This window comes from Psychromicrobium ferritrahens, assembly GCF_043789415.1.
In the GTDB taxonomy this organism is placed as follows: Bacteria; Actinomycetota; Actinomycetes; order Actinomycetales; family Micrococcaceae; genus Renibacterium.
This window is the reverse complement of sequence record NZ_JBDLLW010000001.1, coordinates 1566767-1581361: the sequence shown is the minus strand read 5'-3', so window position 1 is coordinate 1581361 and position 14595 is coordinate 1566767. Positions and strand designations below refer to the sequence as shown.

The window sequence follows — 14595 nt, the reverse complement described above, 5'->3', positions numbered from 1 at the left end:
CTTCATTGAAATCCCTGTGATGCTGAGAACATGAAACTCAAACACGCCCTGCTGGCGATTCTGGTTGCCGTGATCTGGGGAACCAACTTCCTCGCGATCAACGCCACCTTGCAGGACATCCCACCGCTGCTTTCGGTGGCCCTGAGATTCCTGCTGGTGGTCTTCCCGTGGATATTCTTCATCAAGCGTCCAGCGGCAAAACTGAGCATGGTACTGGCCATCGGGCTCACCACGAGCCTGGGACAATTCGCGATTCTCTACCTTGCTCTCAAGCTGGGCATGCCGGTGGGGCTGGCACCCTTGGTATTGCAGGCTCAGGTGCTCTTCACCGCGCTGATTGCGATGGGCTTCCTCAAGGAGCGTCTCAAGGCGATGCAGCTGATCGGCATCGGCCTCGGGGTGCTGGGCTTGGTGATCGTCGGCATCGGGCGCGCTCAATTGGCGCCGTTGCTGCCCTTCATACTCACCTTACTGGCAGCATTCTCCTGGTCGATCGGGAACGTGATCACCCGGCTCGCGCAGCAAACCAAGCCCTCCTCCGGCGAGCCCGCTGCTTCCGGCTTGAGCATGGTCGTCTGGTCCAGCACGATCGTGCCGATTCCGATGTTCCTGCTCTCGCTGCTCTTCGAAGGCCCGAACGCCCTGGGGGAGGCGCTGAGTCAACTGCACTGGCCCGCGGTGGCCGGCATGCTCTACACCGTGCTGATCTCGTCCCTGGTGGGTTACGGAATCTGGAACAGCCTACTGAGTCGCTATCCAGCGAGCGCCGTCGGCCCTTACTCCTTGCTGATCCCGGTGGTGGGCATCGTCTCCGCCTGGTTGGTGCTGGGGGAGCTGCCCAGCCCGGCCGAAGTGCTGGGTGGCGCGTTGCTGCTGGCCGGCGTCGGCTTCGCGGTGCTGCGCTGGCCGCGTCCTGGGCTGGTGCCGCCGGTAGTTGCCCAGGCCCCGAAACGTCAGCCCGTTCAGTCGCGCAGGTAGCCGTTCATCACCGTCATCAAGGCCATCAGGGTCTCCTGCCGGGTCTTCTCCGGATGGAACACCTGACGGTCCAGCCCGGTTACCAGGGTGGCTCCGAGAATCAGGCCTACCATGGCTTGCGGGGCTATCTCTGAACGCACCGAATGCTCCTGGGCCACTCTCTCCATGGTGTTCCCCGCCAACAGGAAGAGCCGTTCTCGCAGCATGGTCAGAGTGTCTCGCCAGGTACTCGGAGTCCGCCAGAGCTCGGAGATCAGCAACTGACTGAAGGAAGGGTACTCCTCGAAGAAGTCCAGGGTCTGATCGAGCATGCTTTCGAGCGCTTCAAGGGAGGGCTTGCTCTCATCGGGGGTGAGCCGTTCCTCCAGCAGGCTCACGCCGTATTCCAGAAGCTGCGAGATCAACTCGTTCTTACTGCCGAAGTTGTAGTAGACGGTGCCCTTGGAGACTCCTGCGGCGGCGGCGATCTCATCGACAGTGACCTCCGCCGGGCCGCGCTCTCCGATCAACTGCATGGAGGCCTCGAAGAGCTTCTGCTTGGTCGCATTGGTGCGGCCGGGGCGCCTGGTCACCTGAGGGCTGGCTGTGGTGCTCATATGCTGATCTCCGGTTGCAGAGCGGTCAACGTCCAGGTCTTCCGCTTCCGCACCGCCAGTACCGAGAGCACGAGGCCGATCAGGGCGTAGATCACCAGGCTGATCACGATCGGTCCCAAGGGTGCCAGATCGGCGCCGTAGATCAGGTGACGCATGCCTTCAACCACATGCCCCATCGGCAGCAGGGTGTGCAGCACATGGAGTGGCTCCGGGGTGGTCTGCCAAGGGAAGGTTCCTCCCGAGGCCACCAATTGCAGTACCAGCAGGATCAATACCACGAGCTTGCCGGGGGTGCCCAGGAAAGCCACGATGCCTTGAATCAGCGCGGTGAAGGCCATCGAGGCGAGCAAGAGCAATCCGAGGGTGAGCACCGGATGCACCGGGCTGAGTCCGACGCCGAACATCACTACGGTGTACATCACCACTGCCTGGATCATGGAAACAGTGAGGAAGGGCAGCCAGCCCCCGACGGCGATCTTCCAAGAGGCCGCGTTGGAGGTCAGGGCTCGCTGGGTGAGCGGCCGCATTGCCTGGACCAGCATGAAAGCTCCGATCCAGAGTGCCAGCACTAGGAAGAACGGTGCCAGCCCGGCGCCGTAATTGGGGGCTTTGGCCTGATCCAGGTTATTGATCGCCACCGGATCTGAGATCACCTTTGAGGCATTGGCTTTAGCTGCATCGTCCGGGTTCGGAATGTCCCCGGCGCCTTGATGCAGTTGATCCGAGAGCGTCTTTGCGCCAGCGGCGAGCTTTCCGGCGCCGGTATCCAGGGTGCCGATGCCCTCATTGAGGGTCTTCGCCCCGCTGGATAATTTATCTGCCCCGGCCAGGGCCTGCTGCTCCGACGTCGCCAGTGTGGCAGCACCCCCGGCCAGCTGGGCGGCGCCATTCTTGGCCTGATCGATCGCTCCGGTGAGTGCCGGGGTCGAAGCAGCCAGCTGGGAGGCCCCATTTGCCACCTGTTGGGAGCCAGCGGCGAGCTTCTGAAGATCGGCGGCGTCTGCATTGAGCTTCGTCTTGACGCTGTTGACGTCGGTTTTCAGCGCGCTGGAGATCGAATTCTTCTGTGCCGGAGTGATCACCCCGTCGGCGACGAGTTTGTCCAAAGCGCTGCCGACGGCGGTGGAGGCCTGGGTGTCAAGCTTTCCCAGATTGCTCAAGGCGGACTGCACCTTGGAGTTCAGCGTGGCATTTCCTGCGGCAACCTGGGCTGCTCCGCTGGCGAGCTGTTGGGCTGACCCCGGCAGGGTCGCGGTCTTGCTCTGCAGTTGGTCCAAGCCGGAGGAGAGTGTGCCAGCGCCGATGCTCAGCTGGTTCGCTCCGGCGGCCAGCTGCTGCTGCCCGGCGGCCAGTTGATCGGCACCTTCAGAGAGTTCCTGGCTACCGGAATGCAATTTACCGCTGCCATCGTGCAACTGACTTGCCGCGTTGGCCAGCTGACCGGCGCCGTCGGCCGCTTTGAGGATCTGCGAGTGCACCGTGCCGTAGCCGGTGAGTAATTGATTCGCGGTCTTTTCGCCGACCTGATGGGCCACGCTGTCGTGCACCTGCGTGGTCACCTTGTCCACGATCGAAGACAGGATGTAACCATTGGCGTCATTGGTGGTGACGTCGAGGATGGCCTGCTTGGCCGAATCGAAGTTCGACGGCGAAGCCAGGTTCGCTGAGAAGTCCTTCGGGATCTTCAGTGCGAAGGAGTAGCTACCGTCGGCGACTCCGGCATCGGCCTGCTGATCGGTGTCCACGATGACCCAGTTGAACTTCTTGCCGTCCACCAGGTTCTGGGCCACTTCATCGCCCACCGCTAGCTTCTTACCGTCTACTGTGGCGCCCTGATCGTCAACCACGATGGCAGCTTTGAGCTGATCGAGATTGCTGTAGGGATCCCAGTTGGCGTAGAGATAGACCGCGCCGTAGAGCAAGGGGACCAGGGCCATGGCGATGAGTGAGAGCTTGGGAAGGACCCCGCTGGTCATGCGCTTGAGTTCGGAAAGCGCCAAACGGAAGACGGTCATCAGAGTGCCTGCGATTCTACTTCGGAGTGTTCTTCGGGGGTTTCCAGAGCTTCGGGTTCGGACGTCGTCGCTTCGGCGTCTTCCGGCTCTGTGGTGGGGGCTTCAGCGGTGGGATTTTCAATGCTCGCCACGGCGCCGTGCCAGGTCTGCGGTAATTGCGAAACCGTGGCCACGATGCACAGTGGGCGGCCGCGATCCTGGGCCAGATCCTGGAGCAGAGGCAGCCAGTTCTGCGGGTGTGGGCCGCGGCGATCCGGGGAATCAACGACCAGCAGGTCGACTTCGGGGTTGGCCAGTGCCAGGGTGCAGAGCAATTTGAGCCGCCGAGCCGCGGGAAGTTCTTCCACCTGGGCGTTCGCGATGTCTTCGAAGGAATTGATGGTGAGCCAGTCAGTGGCGCGTCGGATACCGCGATAGCGGTGCGGGATCAGTGCCAGATCTTCGGTCACCAGGTCTTTGACGCTCAGGTGCTGCTCCGGTTCGTTGACCGTGGGGGAGTCGATCAGTGCGCTTCGCTTGCGGAGGTGCGACATCTTCGAGCTCTGCCCCCAGCTCACCGCGCCCTCGCTGGGTTTCATCCGAGCGCTCAGGGTGAGCGCCAGTGCCGTGCGCTGAGGCTGCAGATCGCCGACCACCAGAGTGAGTGAGCCGACGGAGGCTTCCAGATTGAAGGACGGAACCAGGTCATAGTGGCGACCTTTGACTCTGAGATTCTGGGCAACGAGCACTGTAGTGCCTTTCGACGATGTTCTTACCTCAGACTAACAGAACTGACCGGTCAGTTCAAATAGAATGACCCGAGATACTACGCACTCAGCCTAAGGTCAGCAGAAGCTAAACTCGACCCTCTATGGAGGAATATTGAGCGACCGGGTGGCCAGGCCCTGACGGCTTGGCCACCCGGCCTGGTATTCGCTCTGAGTCCGCTGGGAACTCATGCGAACCGAGCTCCATTCAGGCCCGGTCGAAGAGGAAATCCCCGATGAAACCACCGGGCGAACAACCCGGCGGGATCGCGAAGACAGCCGAGCCGATCGGCGTCGTCCATTGGTTGAGCAGATCGAGCTCATCCAGCCTCTTCTGGATCGGCAGGAATTGCTGAGCGACGTCCGCTTGGTAGGAGGCGAAGAGCAGCCCAGCATCCGCGTTGGCCGAGCCCCGGCCCGGCTCATCGTAGTTATAGGCTCGCCGGAAGATCCGTTGCCGGGGGTTCTCCGGACGGGCCCGGCGAAGGTGCGAGAAATCCGCGATCACCGGGAAGCCCAGTCGGGTCTTGGCGGCGAAGTCGGGCTCGTCGAACTCCGCCGATCCGGTGAGCGGGGCTCCGGTGTCCAGGGTGCGTCCCACTGATTCCTCGCGGCCGCCCCGATCCAGTTCATCCCATTTGTCCAGGTTCATCGAGATCCGCCGCAGCACCAATGAGGTGCCATTCGGCTGCCATGCGGGTATTTCATCGTCACCCCAGATCACCCGCTCCTGATCCTTCGACCGCGGGTTCCCGGTGCCGTCGAGCTGACCGAACAGATTCCGCATGGTGGCGCCAGCCTTCTCGGTGCCGTAGGCCCTGCGGAATCCGGATTGCAGCCACTGCACGGTGCAGAATGACCTGGCGTCCTTGAGTAGCATCCGCTGGGCGTGCGCCAAGGTCAGCGGGTCGTCGCAGCACAGTTGAAGCAGCAGGTCGCCCCCGCTGAACGCGGGTCGCAAGCGGTCGACGCCGAAGGCGGGCAGTGGCTGGGCGGCTGCCGGTACGCGCTGCCCGATCGCCTTGAACAGCCCCGGACCGAATCCGAAGGTCAGACTCAGATTGGCTGGCTCGGCGGCCAATTCCCCCTCCATATCCGCGAGCGCCGCCTTGCCCTGACTCAGGGCGACGGCGTCAGCGGTGAGCAGGCTGAGCAGCCGCCGCACTCCCTCCGGGCCGAGCCCGGCATTGAGCCGCAGGGCCAGAAAACTGGCGTGCGCCTGAGCCGGGGTCTCGATGCCGGGTTGCCGGGGTGCGTGGAATGCGAGTTTGCTCCCTCCATTGAGTACTTGTGACGACGGCTTCGAGGTGGCGTTCTCCGGTGCCGCCGAGAGGGTGCCGCCGATCAGCGCGGCGGACCCGGCGCCGATTCCCGCGGCGGCGCCTCCGATCAGCAGGTGCCGCCGCGGGATCCGTTTTCCCGAGGGTTTCATCAACCGGCGTAGGTTTCAATGGCGCCGGAGAACGCCTTGGCTGGTGCTTTGAAGCTCATGCTCTGACCATTACTCAGGGTGAGCTCGAAGCCGAGTTCATCACCGGGGTTGATCGCTTTGGCGATTTCCATCAGCATGATGTGATTGCCACCGGGTTTCAGCTCCAGCTGGCCTTTGGCCGGAATCACGAAACCGCCCTTTTTGGGCTGCATCTTCATCGTGCCGTCACTGGCCATCACGGTTTCGTGCAATTCCACCATGCCGGCAGAAGGAGTGCTCGCCTTACTCACCGTGATGTCTTGATCGGTGCTGTTCTTCAGCACCCCGAAGGCTCCGGTCATCTCGGTGCCGTTGGCCTTAACCCAGGCCTCTTCGATGGTCAGTGCCGAACTCGCCGGGTTCTGTGCGGCCTGCGCTGTGGTGCTTGCGGTGCTGCTGGATGAGCTACCGCATCCGGTGAGCGCGAGGGAGACAATGGCGAGGGAAGTGATGGTCAGGCTGAGTGTTTTCTTGTTCATGATTCTCCTTGCAGGCTGGGCCTGCGGTCAGTTGTCGTTTTTACGTGCATTGCTGACGGCGATATAGACCAGGTAGGCCAGGATGCCGATGGCGGCACCGATACTCGCCCAGAGCAGCCAGGGCTGCGACCACCACGAGCCCACTGGCTCCGCGGCGACCTCAGGCACCGTCGCTGCCACGCTCGGCGTGCTGGTCGGGATTGCGCTCTCGGTAACGTCGGGTAAGAGCGAATCACCGTTGACCGGTTCTCTGATGGCGAAGCGAAAGCTCCCGCTGATCGGGTGGCCGTCACTGGAGATCACCCGCCAGCGCGCTTCATACTGCCCTTGAGGCAGGCCGGGCTTGAGTTGCTGGCTCATGGTGTCGCCGTCGAGCGTTGACTTCCCCGATGACCAGTTGCTGCCCTTAGCGTCAGCCAGGACCACTTCATTGCCCAGTTTGAGCAGCTTTGCGCTGAAGGTCAGGGTGAGTTTGCTCGGCGCGGTATCGAGTTGTGCATTATGTGCGGGAACGGTGGAAATGAGCTGATCGTGAGCTGAAGCGTTGGGCGCGCCAGCCAGCATCACGGCAGCGAGAACCGTGATGGCAGCAAAGATTTTCCACCAGTCCCTGAAGAGGACTGAAGGCATAGTGGTTCCCCAGATTGTGCCCGCCTGAGCGGGCGGATCAATGGTTAGCTGAAAGCGTGGGAAACCGGCGGACCGCGGTGCCGCAGGGTGAGCCTGGGGGCACCCAGGTCAGTGAGGGTGAGCAGCTGGCTGGTATTGACGGCGCTGATCGTCTCCGGCGCAGGCGGCAACGATAGCGGGGCGCGGAGGATGCCGCGCAGTTCCAAGGCGATGGCGTGCAGCAGCGCCATCATGGCTACTTCTCCGCGCCGTAGGAGAACGATGGTCAGCAAGGCGGCGACCAGGTGAGCGCCGAGCATACCGAGAGAGGAGTGATCCATTTCGGGCATTGCGGGCGGAAGCATCTGCTGCGAGTTCATCATGCCGCCGTGGTGCATCGCAGAGGGCACGAGAGGCGCGGTCTCGGGGGTCACAGTCTCGGTGGTCACACTGAACAGCAGATGGAAAAGTCCCTGGCTGAACAGCACTCCCAGGGACAGCCTGGTCAGTGAGAGTACTTTACCGGCGAGGGCGAGGCAGAGCAGTCCGGAGATCGCCAGCGAGAAGACCAGGATCAGCGGATTCGGCACCCCGCCTCCGGCCAGGGCGTGAGAGGCAGCGGCGATCGAGGTGGCGAAGCTGGCCGCGATCCAGCCGCGCCACACTCGCGCACCGCGACTGACCATGACCCTGCTTCCGCTCTGCCTGCCGACCTCTGTCGTCATTCCAGTATGAAATGTTTTCTACGGGCTGTCGAATAATTTCATAGCGGCCGTTGTCATTCTGGATCTTGTCGCTAAAGTCCGAGCTTCTCCAGCAGACGCAACCAGACCTCGCTGATCGTCGGGTAGGAGGGCACCGCATGCCACAGCCGGTGCAGCGGCACTTCGCCGACAATGGCAATGGTGGCACCGTGCAGCAGTTCCGCGACATCCGGGCCCGCGAAAGTCGCTCCCACTATGGTGTTCCGATCTCCGTCGATCACCAGTTGAGCCCAGCCCTGATAGTCATCGACATAGAGGCTCGAACCAGCCACCGCGATCGGTAAGGAGACCTCGATCACCACTAGGCCGTCGGCTTCTGCCTGCTCGACGGTCCGCCCCACCGTGGCGACCTCCGGATCGGTGAAGATCACGCTCGGCACCGCGTACTGGTCCGCGGTCTGCGCATATTTGCTCCACGGCTCGGCGACGCCGTCGAAAGCCCCTTTCACCATGGCTGCAATCGCGTCCCCGGTGATCCGCGCTTCGTACTTGCCCTGGTGAGTCAGCAGCGCTTTTCCGGCGGCGTCCCCCACCGCGTAGAGCCAATCGGTTCCCTTCACCCGGCCGCTCTGATCGGTGCTGAGCTGCTTGCCGTCGAAGTCGGGAAGATCGAGGTTGTCCAGGGCGAGTTCGCTCAGTGCAGGGATTCGTCCGGTGGCGACCAGTAGCTCCTCGGCTTCTAAGACCTGACCGTCATCGAGTTCCAGCCGGACTCCGCTGGCGCTGCGGCTGAGCTGTTTGAAGCCAACGCCCTCTCGGAGGTCGACGCCGTCCTGACGTAAGCCCGTTGCCACCAGTTCTCGCGCCGGATCGGGTATTTTGCCGAGCACTTTTCCACGGACCAGCTGACTGACCTTGGAACCGAGCCGGGCATAGATCTGGGCCAGTTCGGTTCCGGCGACGCCGCCGCCGATCACCAGCAAACTCGCGGGTATCCGCTGTGCGCTGGTGGCCTCCCGGGTCCCCCAGTAGCTGATCTCCGAGAGGCCAGGGATCTTCGGCGGGCTGGGCACTGAACCAGTGGCGAGCACGACGGCGTGCCGGGCATGTGCCAGCCGGGTTCCGGCTTCATCGGCCCCTGAAATCTCCACGGTGCGCTCGCCGAGAAGCCAGGCCTTGCCGCGCGCTAAGGAGATATTGGCTCCCTTGACCCAGGCGACCTGACCGTCGTCCTGCCAGTGCGCGGCAAAGGAATCCCGGCGCTGCAATACCGCGGTGACATCGAGGTCCCCGGTGATCGCTTCGCGGGAACCGGCCAGGCTGCGGGCATTATTGAGCGCGACGGCGGGCCGAATCAGGGCTTTTGAGGGCATGCAAGCCCAGTAGGAGCATTCACCACCGACTAGTTCAGACTCGATCAGCAGGGTGCTCAAGCCGCCTTTGACCAGGCGGTCTGCGACGTTTTCCCCTACTGGTCCGGCTCCGATCACAATAGCGTCATAGGTCTGTTCTGAGCGCACTTCAGTCATGTTCCGAGCCTACGCCGTGATGCTTTGCTTTGCGCTCATTCATACCCGGACCAGCCGTCCCACTGAGTGTTACCAGAGTGACGGAAGTGGCTATTTCGACTGTGATTGCGTAACTTCGGCACTATTCGATGGGACGGCTGGCCGGGAGAAGAAGGTTAAACGAAGAATCCCGCCACTAAAAGGTGACGGGATTTCCGAGGAGTGCGGGCGAAGGGATTCGAACCCCCAACCTTCTGATCCGTAGTCAGATGCTCTATCCGTTGAGCTACGCCCGCAATTCAAAACCGGCTAAAAGGCCAGAGACTACTGTAGCGCGGAAGCACCTCTGGCATCAAATCAGAGCCCGAAACCTCAATATATATAGACCGGTCTATATGATCTAGATCACAAAAAACCAAAGTTCATTCGGAGGAAATCCGCGGGAATCCGGCAATTTGCGGAAAATTCAGCTGAATCGGCTTCCCAGGCGTCTCCTCGACCAAACCTTACTCTGAGATGCATACACCGACCCAATGAAGGGAAGATCATGGGCCAAACCGCACAGCAGGTTCTCAGCGATGCACCTACCACCCATCAGCGATTGCGAGATTGGGTGGCCGAGGTTGCCCAGCTCACGCAGCCTGATCGGGTCTATTGGGTGGACGGTTCCGAGCAGGAGTATGCGGTGCTCACCGATGAACTGGTCGCAGCGGGAACCCTGAAGCGACTCAACCCTGAGCTCTTCCCGAACTCCTTTGCGGCTTTCTCCGATCCGAAGGACGTAGCCCGGGTCGAGGAGCAGACCTTCATCTGCTCGGCGAAAGAGGGCGACGCCGGTTTCACCAATAACTGGATGGAGCCTTCCGAGATGAAGACCAAGCTGAACGACTTGTTCGCCGGCTCAATGCGTGGCCGCACGATGTATGTGATTCCTTTCGTGATGGGGCATCTGGAGGCCAAAGACCCTAAGTTCGGCGTGGAGATCACCGATAGTGCCTATGTGGTGGCCTCGATGCGGATCATGGCGCAGATCGGTACCGATGTGCTGCGCAAAATCGAGGAATTGGATGCCTTCTTCGTCCCAGCTCTGCACTCGGTCGGCGCACCGCTGGAACCCGGTGAGCAGGATGTGCCTTGGCCCTGCAACGAGGAGAAGTGGATCGTGCACTTCCCCGAAGAGCGTTCGATCTACTCCTACGGCTCGGGCTATGGCGGCAACGCGCTGCTCGGCAAGAAGTGCTACGCGCTGCGCATTGCCTCGGTGATGGCGCGAGATGAGGGCTGGCTCGCTGAGCATATGCTGATCCTCAAGCTCACCTCTCCGGAGCAGAAGAGCTACTACCTGGCGGCGGCTTTCCCCTCGGCCTGCGGCAAGACCAATCTGGCACTTCTCGACCCCACGATTGACGGCTGGAAGGTCGAGACCCTCGGCGACGACATCACCTGGATGCGCTTCGATGACGAAGGACGGCTGCGCGCCGTCAACCCCGAAGCCGGGCTGTTCGGCGTCGCTCCCGGCACCGGTTGGGACACCAACCCCAACGCGATGCGCGCCATCAGCAAGGGAAATTCGATCTTCACCAACTGCGCGCTGACCGACGACGGCGGAGTCTGGTGGGAGGGCATGACCCACGAAACCCCGGCTCACCTGACCGACTGGCAGGGCAACTCCTGGACTCCGGAGATGGACCATCCGGCAGCCCACCCGAATGCCCGGTTCTGCACGCCGATCAATCAGATTGACATGTTGGCCCCGGAGTACCACGAACCCGATGGGGTGCCGCTCTCCGCGATCTTCTTCGGAGGACGCCGCAAGACCACGATCCCGCTGGTCACCCAGTCTCGGGACTGGAGTCACGGCATCTTCATGGGGTCGACGCTCTCCTCGGAGACCACCGCCGCCGCCGCTGGTGAACTCGGACGCTTGCGCCGCGACCCGATGGCGATGCTGCCCTTCATCGGTTACGACGCCGGTGATTACCTCAAGCACTGGGTCAAGCTCTCCTCGGCCGTCGACGCGGAGAAGCTGCCGAAGATCTTCCTGGTGAACTGGTTCCGCAGGACGCCCGACGGTGGCTTCGCCTGGCCTGGCTTCGGCGATAACTCCCGGGTGGTGAAATGGGCCATCGAGCGGATCGAAGGCAAGGCCGAGGCGGTGGATACCCCGATCGGCTTCGTTCCCACCGCTGATTCGCTGGATCTGGATGGTCTGGAGATCTCCACGGAACAGGTCGACGCGGCGCTCAAGGTCGACGCCCTGGAATGGGCTGAGGAAGCCGAGAGCATCGACGAGTGGTACCGCCGTTTCGGTGGCTCGCTGCCGGAGGAGCTGCTCAGTGAGCTGGAAGGTCTGAAAAGCCGCCTCGGCTGATTGCGTACCAGTTATCCCAACGAGTGTTGCTGCTGGGGTAGAAGTTCACTCAGTTGTGCCACTTTGGCCACACCTGTATCACTGAGTGGGACAACTGGGCGGGCAGAACGGCTGTGGGTGGGTTGGATATGAGGCCGTCGACGGCGGTATTCCCTGCTTCCGCTCAGATGTGCCGCTTGAGTCCTTCTGTGAGGGCAGCGCGCAGTGGGTCGTGCTGCGGTCCGAGGGCTGTGTTGGCGTGGTGCCAGTTCGCCTCCGGGTAGAGCCAGACTGGCCTACGCCGCAACTCCACTGGTTCCCAGCTGTACCGCGGGAAAATATGTGTATGCAGGTAGGGATCGGCATTGCCAAGGATCTCGATATTGACCCGGAGGAACGCCGGATCCATCGCTGCACAGCAGACTTCAACCGCTTCCGCCAACCGCTCGACGCTTTCCAGATACTCCTGCCGAGCTGGTTTCGGCAGCTCAGAGAGCCTTGAAACAGTTGGATCGTCGGTGAGTAAAACACAGTAACCCGGGAGCCACTGCACATCACCGATCACCGCGAAGCTCTGCGGTAACCGAGCTAGCACCGTCGGGTTCTCCCCGCGATGAGCCGCACCAATTCGATCCGATCGCCAGTCAGGCACTGTTCCTTATCTCCCATCCTGGACCAGGACTCTCGCCAGGAATCAGAGCCAAGTACGCGGAACAGGTTGTGAAGGGGAGGGCTCTGAAAACCGGACCTCGCCGCTGGAGAGATCGCGTTCCCAACGAGTGAAGGTGCGAAAACTTGGCCCCGAGGCGAGATCGATATCGACGGCGATTGCTGCTTCCGGCTCGGAATCTGCACTTTCACGAAGATAAACTTCGGAGGCAATGCCGGCAGCTCTGAGTTTTTCTCGTTCCTCGCGTTGACCTAAAGCGATGATCTCGATCTGCTGAGCGCTATCTACGGATTCTTCACCGACCATGGTGAAGTTTCGTTCGCCGGACAGATCAATGGTCTGGCCGAAGGGGAAGAACTCACCATTCTTCTGTATCTGCTCTTGAGCGAACTCAAGCAAAGATTCGTGGAGCGCGTCGAAATCTTCAGAGGCATAAGCCGGAAGACCAATAAATTGGCGGCCTAGTTCGAAGTATGTCTTGCGATCTTGATCGTCCCAGAGCAAGGGAGTTGAATCCAAGCCCTCGATCTCGCCGACCAGTTTAGGCGCTGAAAGCATTTTCTTCCGAGTGAAATTGGTTCGGCACTGCAGGTTATTGCCCAGCAAGTGCTCAACTCGCACAGTCGCGCTGGACTGAGCGGCATCGTCCATCGGCTCAGCCACCACGAGGAAACAAGAGAAGTCTGCCCGGCGTGGTTTGAGTTGCTCCACAACATAGGCCAGCACAGCGTCAAAACCCTGCGGCGCCAGAGCGGCGAGCTGAGATTCATCCAATCCAGGGTCAATGATCCGGTTCTCAAAGTCATTGAGCCGGATAATGGGGCTGGCGTTGCGGCCGCGCTTTAGCGAGTTAATCAGCTCGATTTCGGCGACCTGGAGCAACCCGTTCGTCATTTGACGGGCATTGTCCGGATCAATGATGGTCATCGGGTTCCCTCTCGAAGGCTTACTCAGTGATCCTGAGCGGCTGGTGCTGAAGTTTTCAGGCCTGCCGTTCAGCCGCGCACCAGAGCGAGGACGGCGTCGCGCACTGATTCCATCGTGGCCCGGTCCTTGGCTTCGCCGTTATAGCGCAGGTACGGCTCGGTGTTCGAGGGGCGCAGGTTGAACCACCAGTCCCCCGAATCCGCGGTGAAGGTGACGCCGTCCAACTCGTCCACGGTCACGCCGTCGCCGGCGTACTCCGCACGCACCCGGGCGACCGCTCCCGCCTTGTCCTCGATTTTGGAGTTGATTTCCCCCGAGGCGACATAGGGCTCGTATTCCGCGCCCAGCTCGGAGAGCGGCCGAGGCTGTTCGCCGAGCGCGGCGAGTACGTGCATCGCCGCGAGCATTCCGGTATCCGCATTGTAGAAGTCACGGAAGTAGTAGTGCGCGGAGTGCTCACCACCGAAAACTGCCCCTTCGGAAGCCATCACCGCCTTGATGAAGGAGTGGCCGACCCGGGTGCGAACCGGGCGTCCGCCGTCGGCCAGCACGAGTTCGGGCACCGCACGGGAGGTGATCAGATTGTGGATGATCGCCGGGGTCTCTTCGCCGCCGGCGCGAGCTCGGGCGATCTCACGGCGTGCCACCAGGGCGGTCACCGCGGAGGGCGACACCGGGTGGCCCTTCTCATCGATCACGAAGCAGCGGTCGGCGTCGCCGTCGAAAGCCAGGCCGATATCGGCACCGTGAGCGACGACGGCGGCCTGCAGGTCCACCAGATTCGCCGGTTCCAGCGGGTTGGCTTCGTGATTCGGGAAGGTGCCGTCCAGTTCGAAGTACATCGGCACGATCTCGAGCGGCAGGGCGGGCAGCAGCTGATCGCCCAGCACCGCAGGGGTGGTCAGGCCGGCCATCCCGTTTCCGGCGTCGACCACTACTTTGAGCGGGCGGGAGCCGGAGAGGTCGACGAGGGAACGTAGGTACCCGGCGTAATCCTTGAGCACGTCCTGCACGCCGATCTGGCCGAGCTGCTCAACCACCGGAATGCCCTCGGCGAGGTAGCGCGCGGTCAACTCCTGGATGTCTTTCAGACCGGTCTCTGAGGAGAGCGGAACTGCCCCGGCGCGGGTCATCTTAATGCCGTTGTACTCAGCCGGGTTGTGGCTCGCGGTGAACATTGCGCCAGCCGCGTTGAAATGACCCGAGGCGAAGTAGAGCTCGTCTGTGGAGATCAAGTCCAAAAGCTTGACTGAGGCGCCGCGCTTGGTCGCTCCCTGTGCGAAGGCCTTGCAGAAATCGGGGGAGGAGGGGCGCATATCGCCGCCCACCAGGACGGTCTGCCCGGCCAGTTCCAAGACATCGACGAAGGCTGCCCCGATTGCCTCGACCATCGGCACCGTGATGCTCTCGCCGACGATGCCCCGCACGTCGTAGGCCTTGAAGGACGCGGAGAGGTCAAGGGACTCAGGGTTCTGAATATTAGTCACGGGAGAAGTCTAATCGGCTCGGGCTGAATCGGCATTTTGTCTGCCGTACCGGCCA

13 protein-coding genes and 1 tRNA gene are annotated in these 14595 nt (G+C 61.9%); 2 read left to right on the top strand and 12 right to left on the bottom strand.

Features of this window, described 5'->3' with window-relative positions; all coding sequences use genetic code 11:
• The first annotated feature begins 30 nt into the window (after positions 1 to 30).
• Entirely contained in the window at positions 31 to 978 is a 948-nt protein-coding gene (locus ABDK06_RS07260) for an EamA family transporter (RefSeq protein ID WP_394940293.1), read from the top strand.
• Here the strand turns inward: ABDK06_RS07260 and ABDK06_RS07255 are convergent.
• The 9 genes from ABDK06_RS07255 to ABDK06_RS07215 form a co-directional block, all read right to left on the bottom strand.
• Positions 963 to 1574, bottom strand: a complete 612-nt coding sequence (locus ABDK06_RS07255; RefSeq protein WP_394940292.1) for a TetR/AcrR family transcriptional regulator — start codon at positions 1572 to 1574, stop codon at positions 963 to 965. The genes ABDK06_RS07260 and ABDK06_RS07255 overlap by 16 nt on opposite strands.
• Complete coding sequence (locus tag ABDK06_RS07250; protein WP_394940291.1) at positions 1571 to 3589, bottom strand: YhgE/Pip family protein; 2019 nt, start codon at positions 3587 to 3589, stop codon at positions 1571 to 1573. The genes ABDK06_RS07255 and ABDK06_RS07250 overlap by 4 nt, the downstream gene beginning before the upstream one ends.
• The gene (locus tag ABDK06_RS07245) at positions 3589 to 4317 is read right to left on the bottom strand and encodes an ABC transporter ATP-binding protein (protein ID WP_394940290.1); all 729 of its coding nucleotides are present in this window, start codon (positions 4315 to 4317) and stop codon (positions 3589 to 3591) included. The genes ABDK06_RS07250 and ABDK06_RS07245 overlap by 1 nt, the downstream gene beginning before the upstream one ends.
• Positions 4318 to 4543: 226 nt before the next feature.
• Entirely contained in the window at positions 4544 to 5767 is a 1224-nt protein-coding gene (locus tag ABDK06_RS07240) for a Dyp-type peroxidase (RefSeq protein WP_394940817.1), read from the bottom strand.
• The gene (locus tag ABDK06_RS07235; RefSeq protein ID WP_394940289.1) at positions 5767 to 6285 is read right to left on the bottom strand and encodes a copper chaperone PCu(A)C; all 519 of its coding nucleotides are present in this window, start codon (positions 6283 to 6285) and stop codon (positions 5767 to 5769) included. Before ABDK06_RS07235 ends, ABDK06_RS07240 begins: the two co-directional genes overlap by 1 nt.
• Before the next feature lie 27 nt (positions 6286 to 6312).
• A complete protein-coding gene (locus tag ABDK06_RS07230) occupies positions 6313 to 6915 on the bottom strand; it encodes a copper resistance CopC family protein (protein WP_394940288.1) in 603 nt (200 codons plus the stop codon).
• A 44-nt stretch (positions 6916 to 6959) separates the two neighbouring features.
• Positions 6960 to 7619 carry a hypothetical protein gene (locus tag ABDK06_RS07225; protein ID WP_394940287.1) on the bottom strand — a complete coding sequence of 220 codons (660 nt, stop codon included), beginning with the start codon at positions 7617 to 7619 and terminating at the stop codon, positions 6960 to 6962.
• Between the two features lie 71 nt (positions 7620 to 7690).
• On the bottom strand, positions 7691 to 9127 hold the full coding sequence (locus ABDK06_RS07220; RefSeq protein WP_394940286.1) for a dihydrolipoyl dehydrogenase family protein: 1437 nt from the start codon (positions 9125 to 9127) through the stop codon (positions 7691 to 7693).
• Between the two features lie 202 nt (positions 9128 to 9329).
• Positions 9330 to 9402 (bottom strand) — tRNA-Arg (locus ABDK06_RS07215).
• Between the two features lie 251 nt (positions 9403 to 9653).
• Between ABDK06_RS07215 and ABDK06_RS07210 the strand changes: the two genes are divergently transcribed.
• A complete protein-coding gene (locus tag ABDK06_RS07210) occupies positions 9654 to 11477 on the top strand; it encodes a phosphoenolpyruvate carboxykinase (GTP) (RefSeq protein WP_394940285.1) in 1824 nt (607 codons plus the stop codon).
• A 163-nt stretch (positions 11478 to 11640) separates the two neighbouring features.
• On the opposite strand, the gene ABDK06_RS07205 is transcribed toward ABDK06_RS07210, so the two are convergent.
• The 3 genes from ABDK06_RS07205 to ABDK06_RS07195 all read right to left on the bottom strand — a co-directional run bounded on the left by ABDK06_RS07205 (position 11641) and on the right by ABDK06_RS07195 (position 14540).
• Entirely contained in the window at positions 11641 to 12108 is a 468-nt protein-coding gene (locus ABDK06_RS07205) for an HIT family protein (RefSeq protein ID WP_394940284.1), read from the bottom strand.
• A 42-nt stretch (positions 12109 to 12150) separates the two neighbouring features.
• Positions 12151 to 13053 carry a hypothetical protein gene (locus ABDK06_RS07200; protein WP_394940283.1) on the bottom strand — a complete coding sequence of 301 codons (903 nt, stop codon included), beginning with the start codon at positions 13051 to 13053 and terminating at the stop codon, positions 12151 to 12153.
• Between the two features lie 68 nt (positions 13054 to 13121).
• Positions 13122 to 14540, bottom strand: a complete 1419-nt coding sequence (locus ABDK06_RS07195) for a phosphomannomutase/phosphoglucomutase (RefSeq protein WP_394940282.1) — start codon at positions 14538 to 14540, stop codon at positions 13122 to 13124.
• Positions 14541 to 14595 lie beyond the last annotated feature (55 nt).

Bases quoted from the DNA above. Each gene is read 5' to 3' on its own strand.
- ABDK06_RS07260 (WP_394940293.1), top strand. From the start codon at position 31: ATGAAACTCAAACACGCCCTGCTGGCGATTCTGGTTGCCGTGATCTGG.
- ABDK06_RS07255 (WP_394940292.1), bottom strand. From the start codon at position 1,574: ATGAGCACCACAGCCAGCCCTCAGGTGACCAGGCGCCCCGGCCGCACC.
- ABDK06_RS07250 (WP_394940291.1), bottom strand. From the start codon at position 3,589: ATGACCGTCTTCCGTTTGGCGCTTTCCGAACTCAAGCGCATGACCAGC.
- ABDK06_RS07240 (WP_394940817.1), bottom strand. From the start codon at position 5,767: ATGAAACCCTCGGGAAAACGGATCCCGCGGCGGCACCTGCTGATCGGA.
- ABDK06_RS07235 (WP_394940289.1), bottom strand. From the start codon at position 6,285: ATGAACAAGAAAACACTCAGCCTGACCATCACTTCCCTCGCCATTGTC.
- ABDK06_RS07230 (WP_394940288.1), bottom strand. From the start codon at position 6,915: ATGCCTTCAGTCCTCTTCAGGGACTGGTGGAAAATCTTTGCTGCCATC.
- ABDK06_RS07225 (WP_394940287.1), bottom strand. From the start codon at position 7,619: ATGACGACAGAGGTCGGCAGGCAGAGCGGAAGCAGGGTCATGGTCAGT.
- ABDK06_RS07220 (WP_394940286.1), bottom strand. From the start codon at position 9,127: ATGACTGAAGTGCGCTCAGAACAGACCTATGACGCTATTGTGATCGGA.
- ABDK06_RS07210 (WP_394940285.1), top strand. From the start codon at position 9,654: ATGGGCCAAACCGCACAGCAGGTTCTCAGCGATGCACCTACCACCCAT.
- ABDK06_RS07200 (WP_394940283.1), bottom strand. From the start codon at position 13,053: ATGACCATCATTGATCCGGACAATGCCCGTCAAATGACGAACGGGTTG.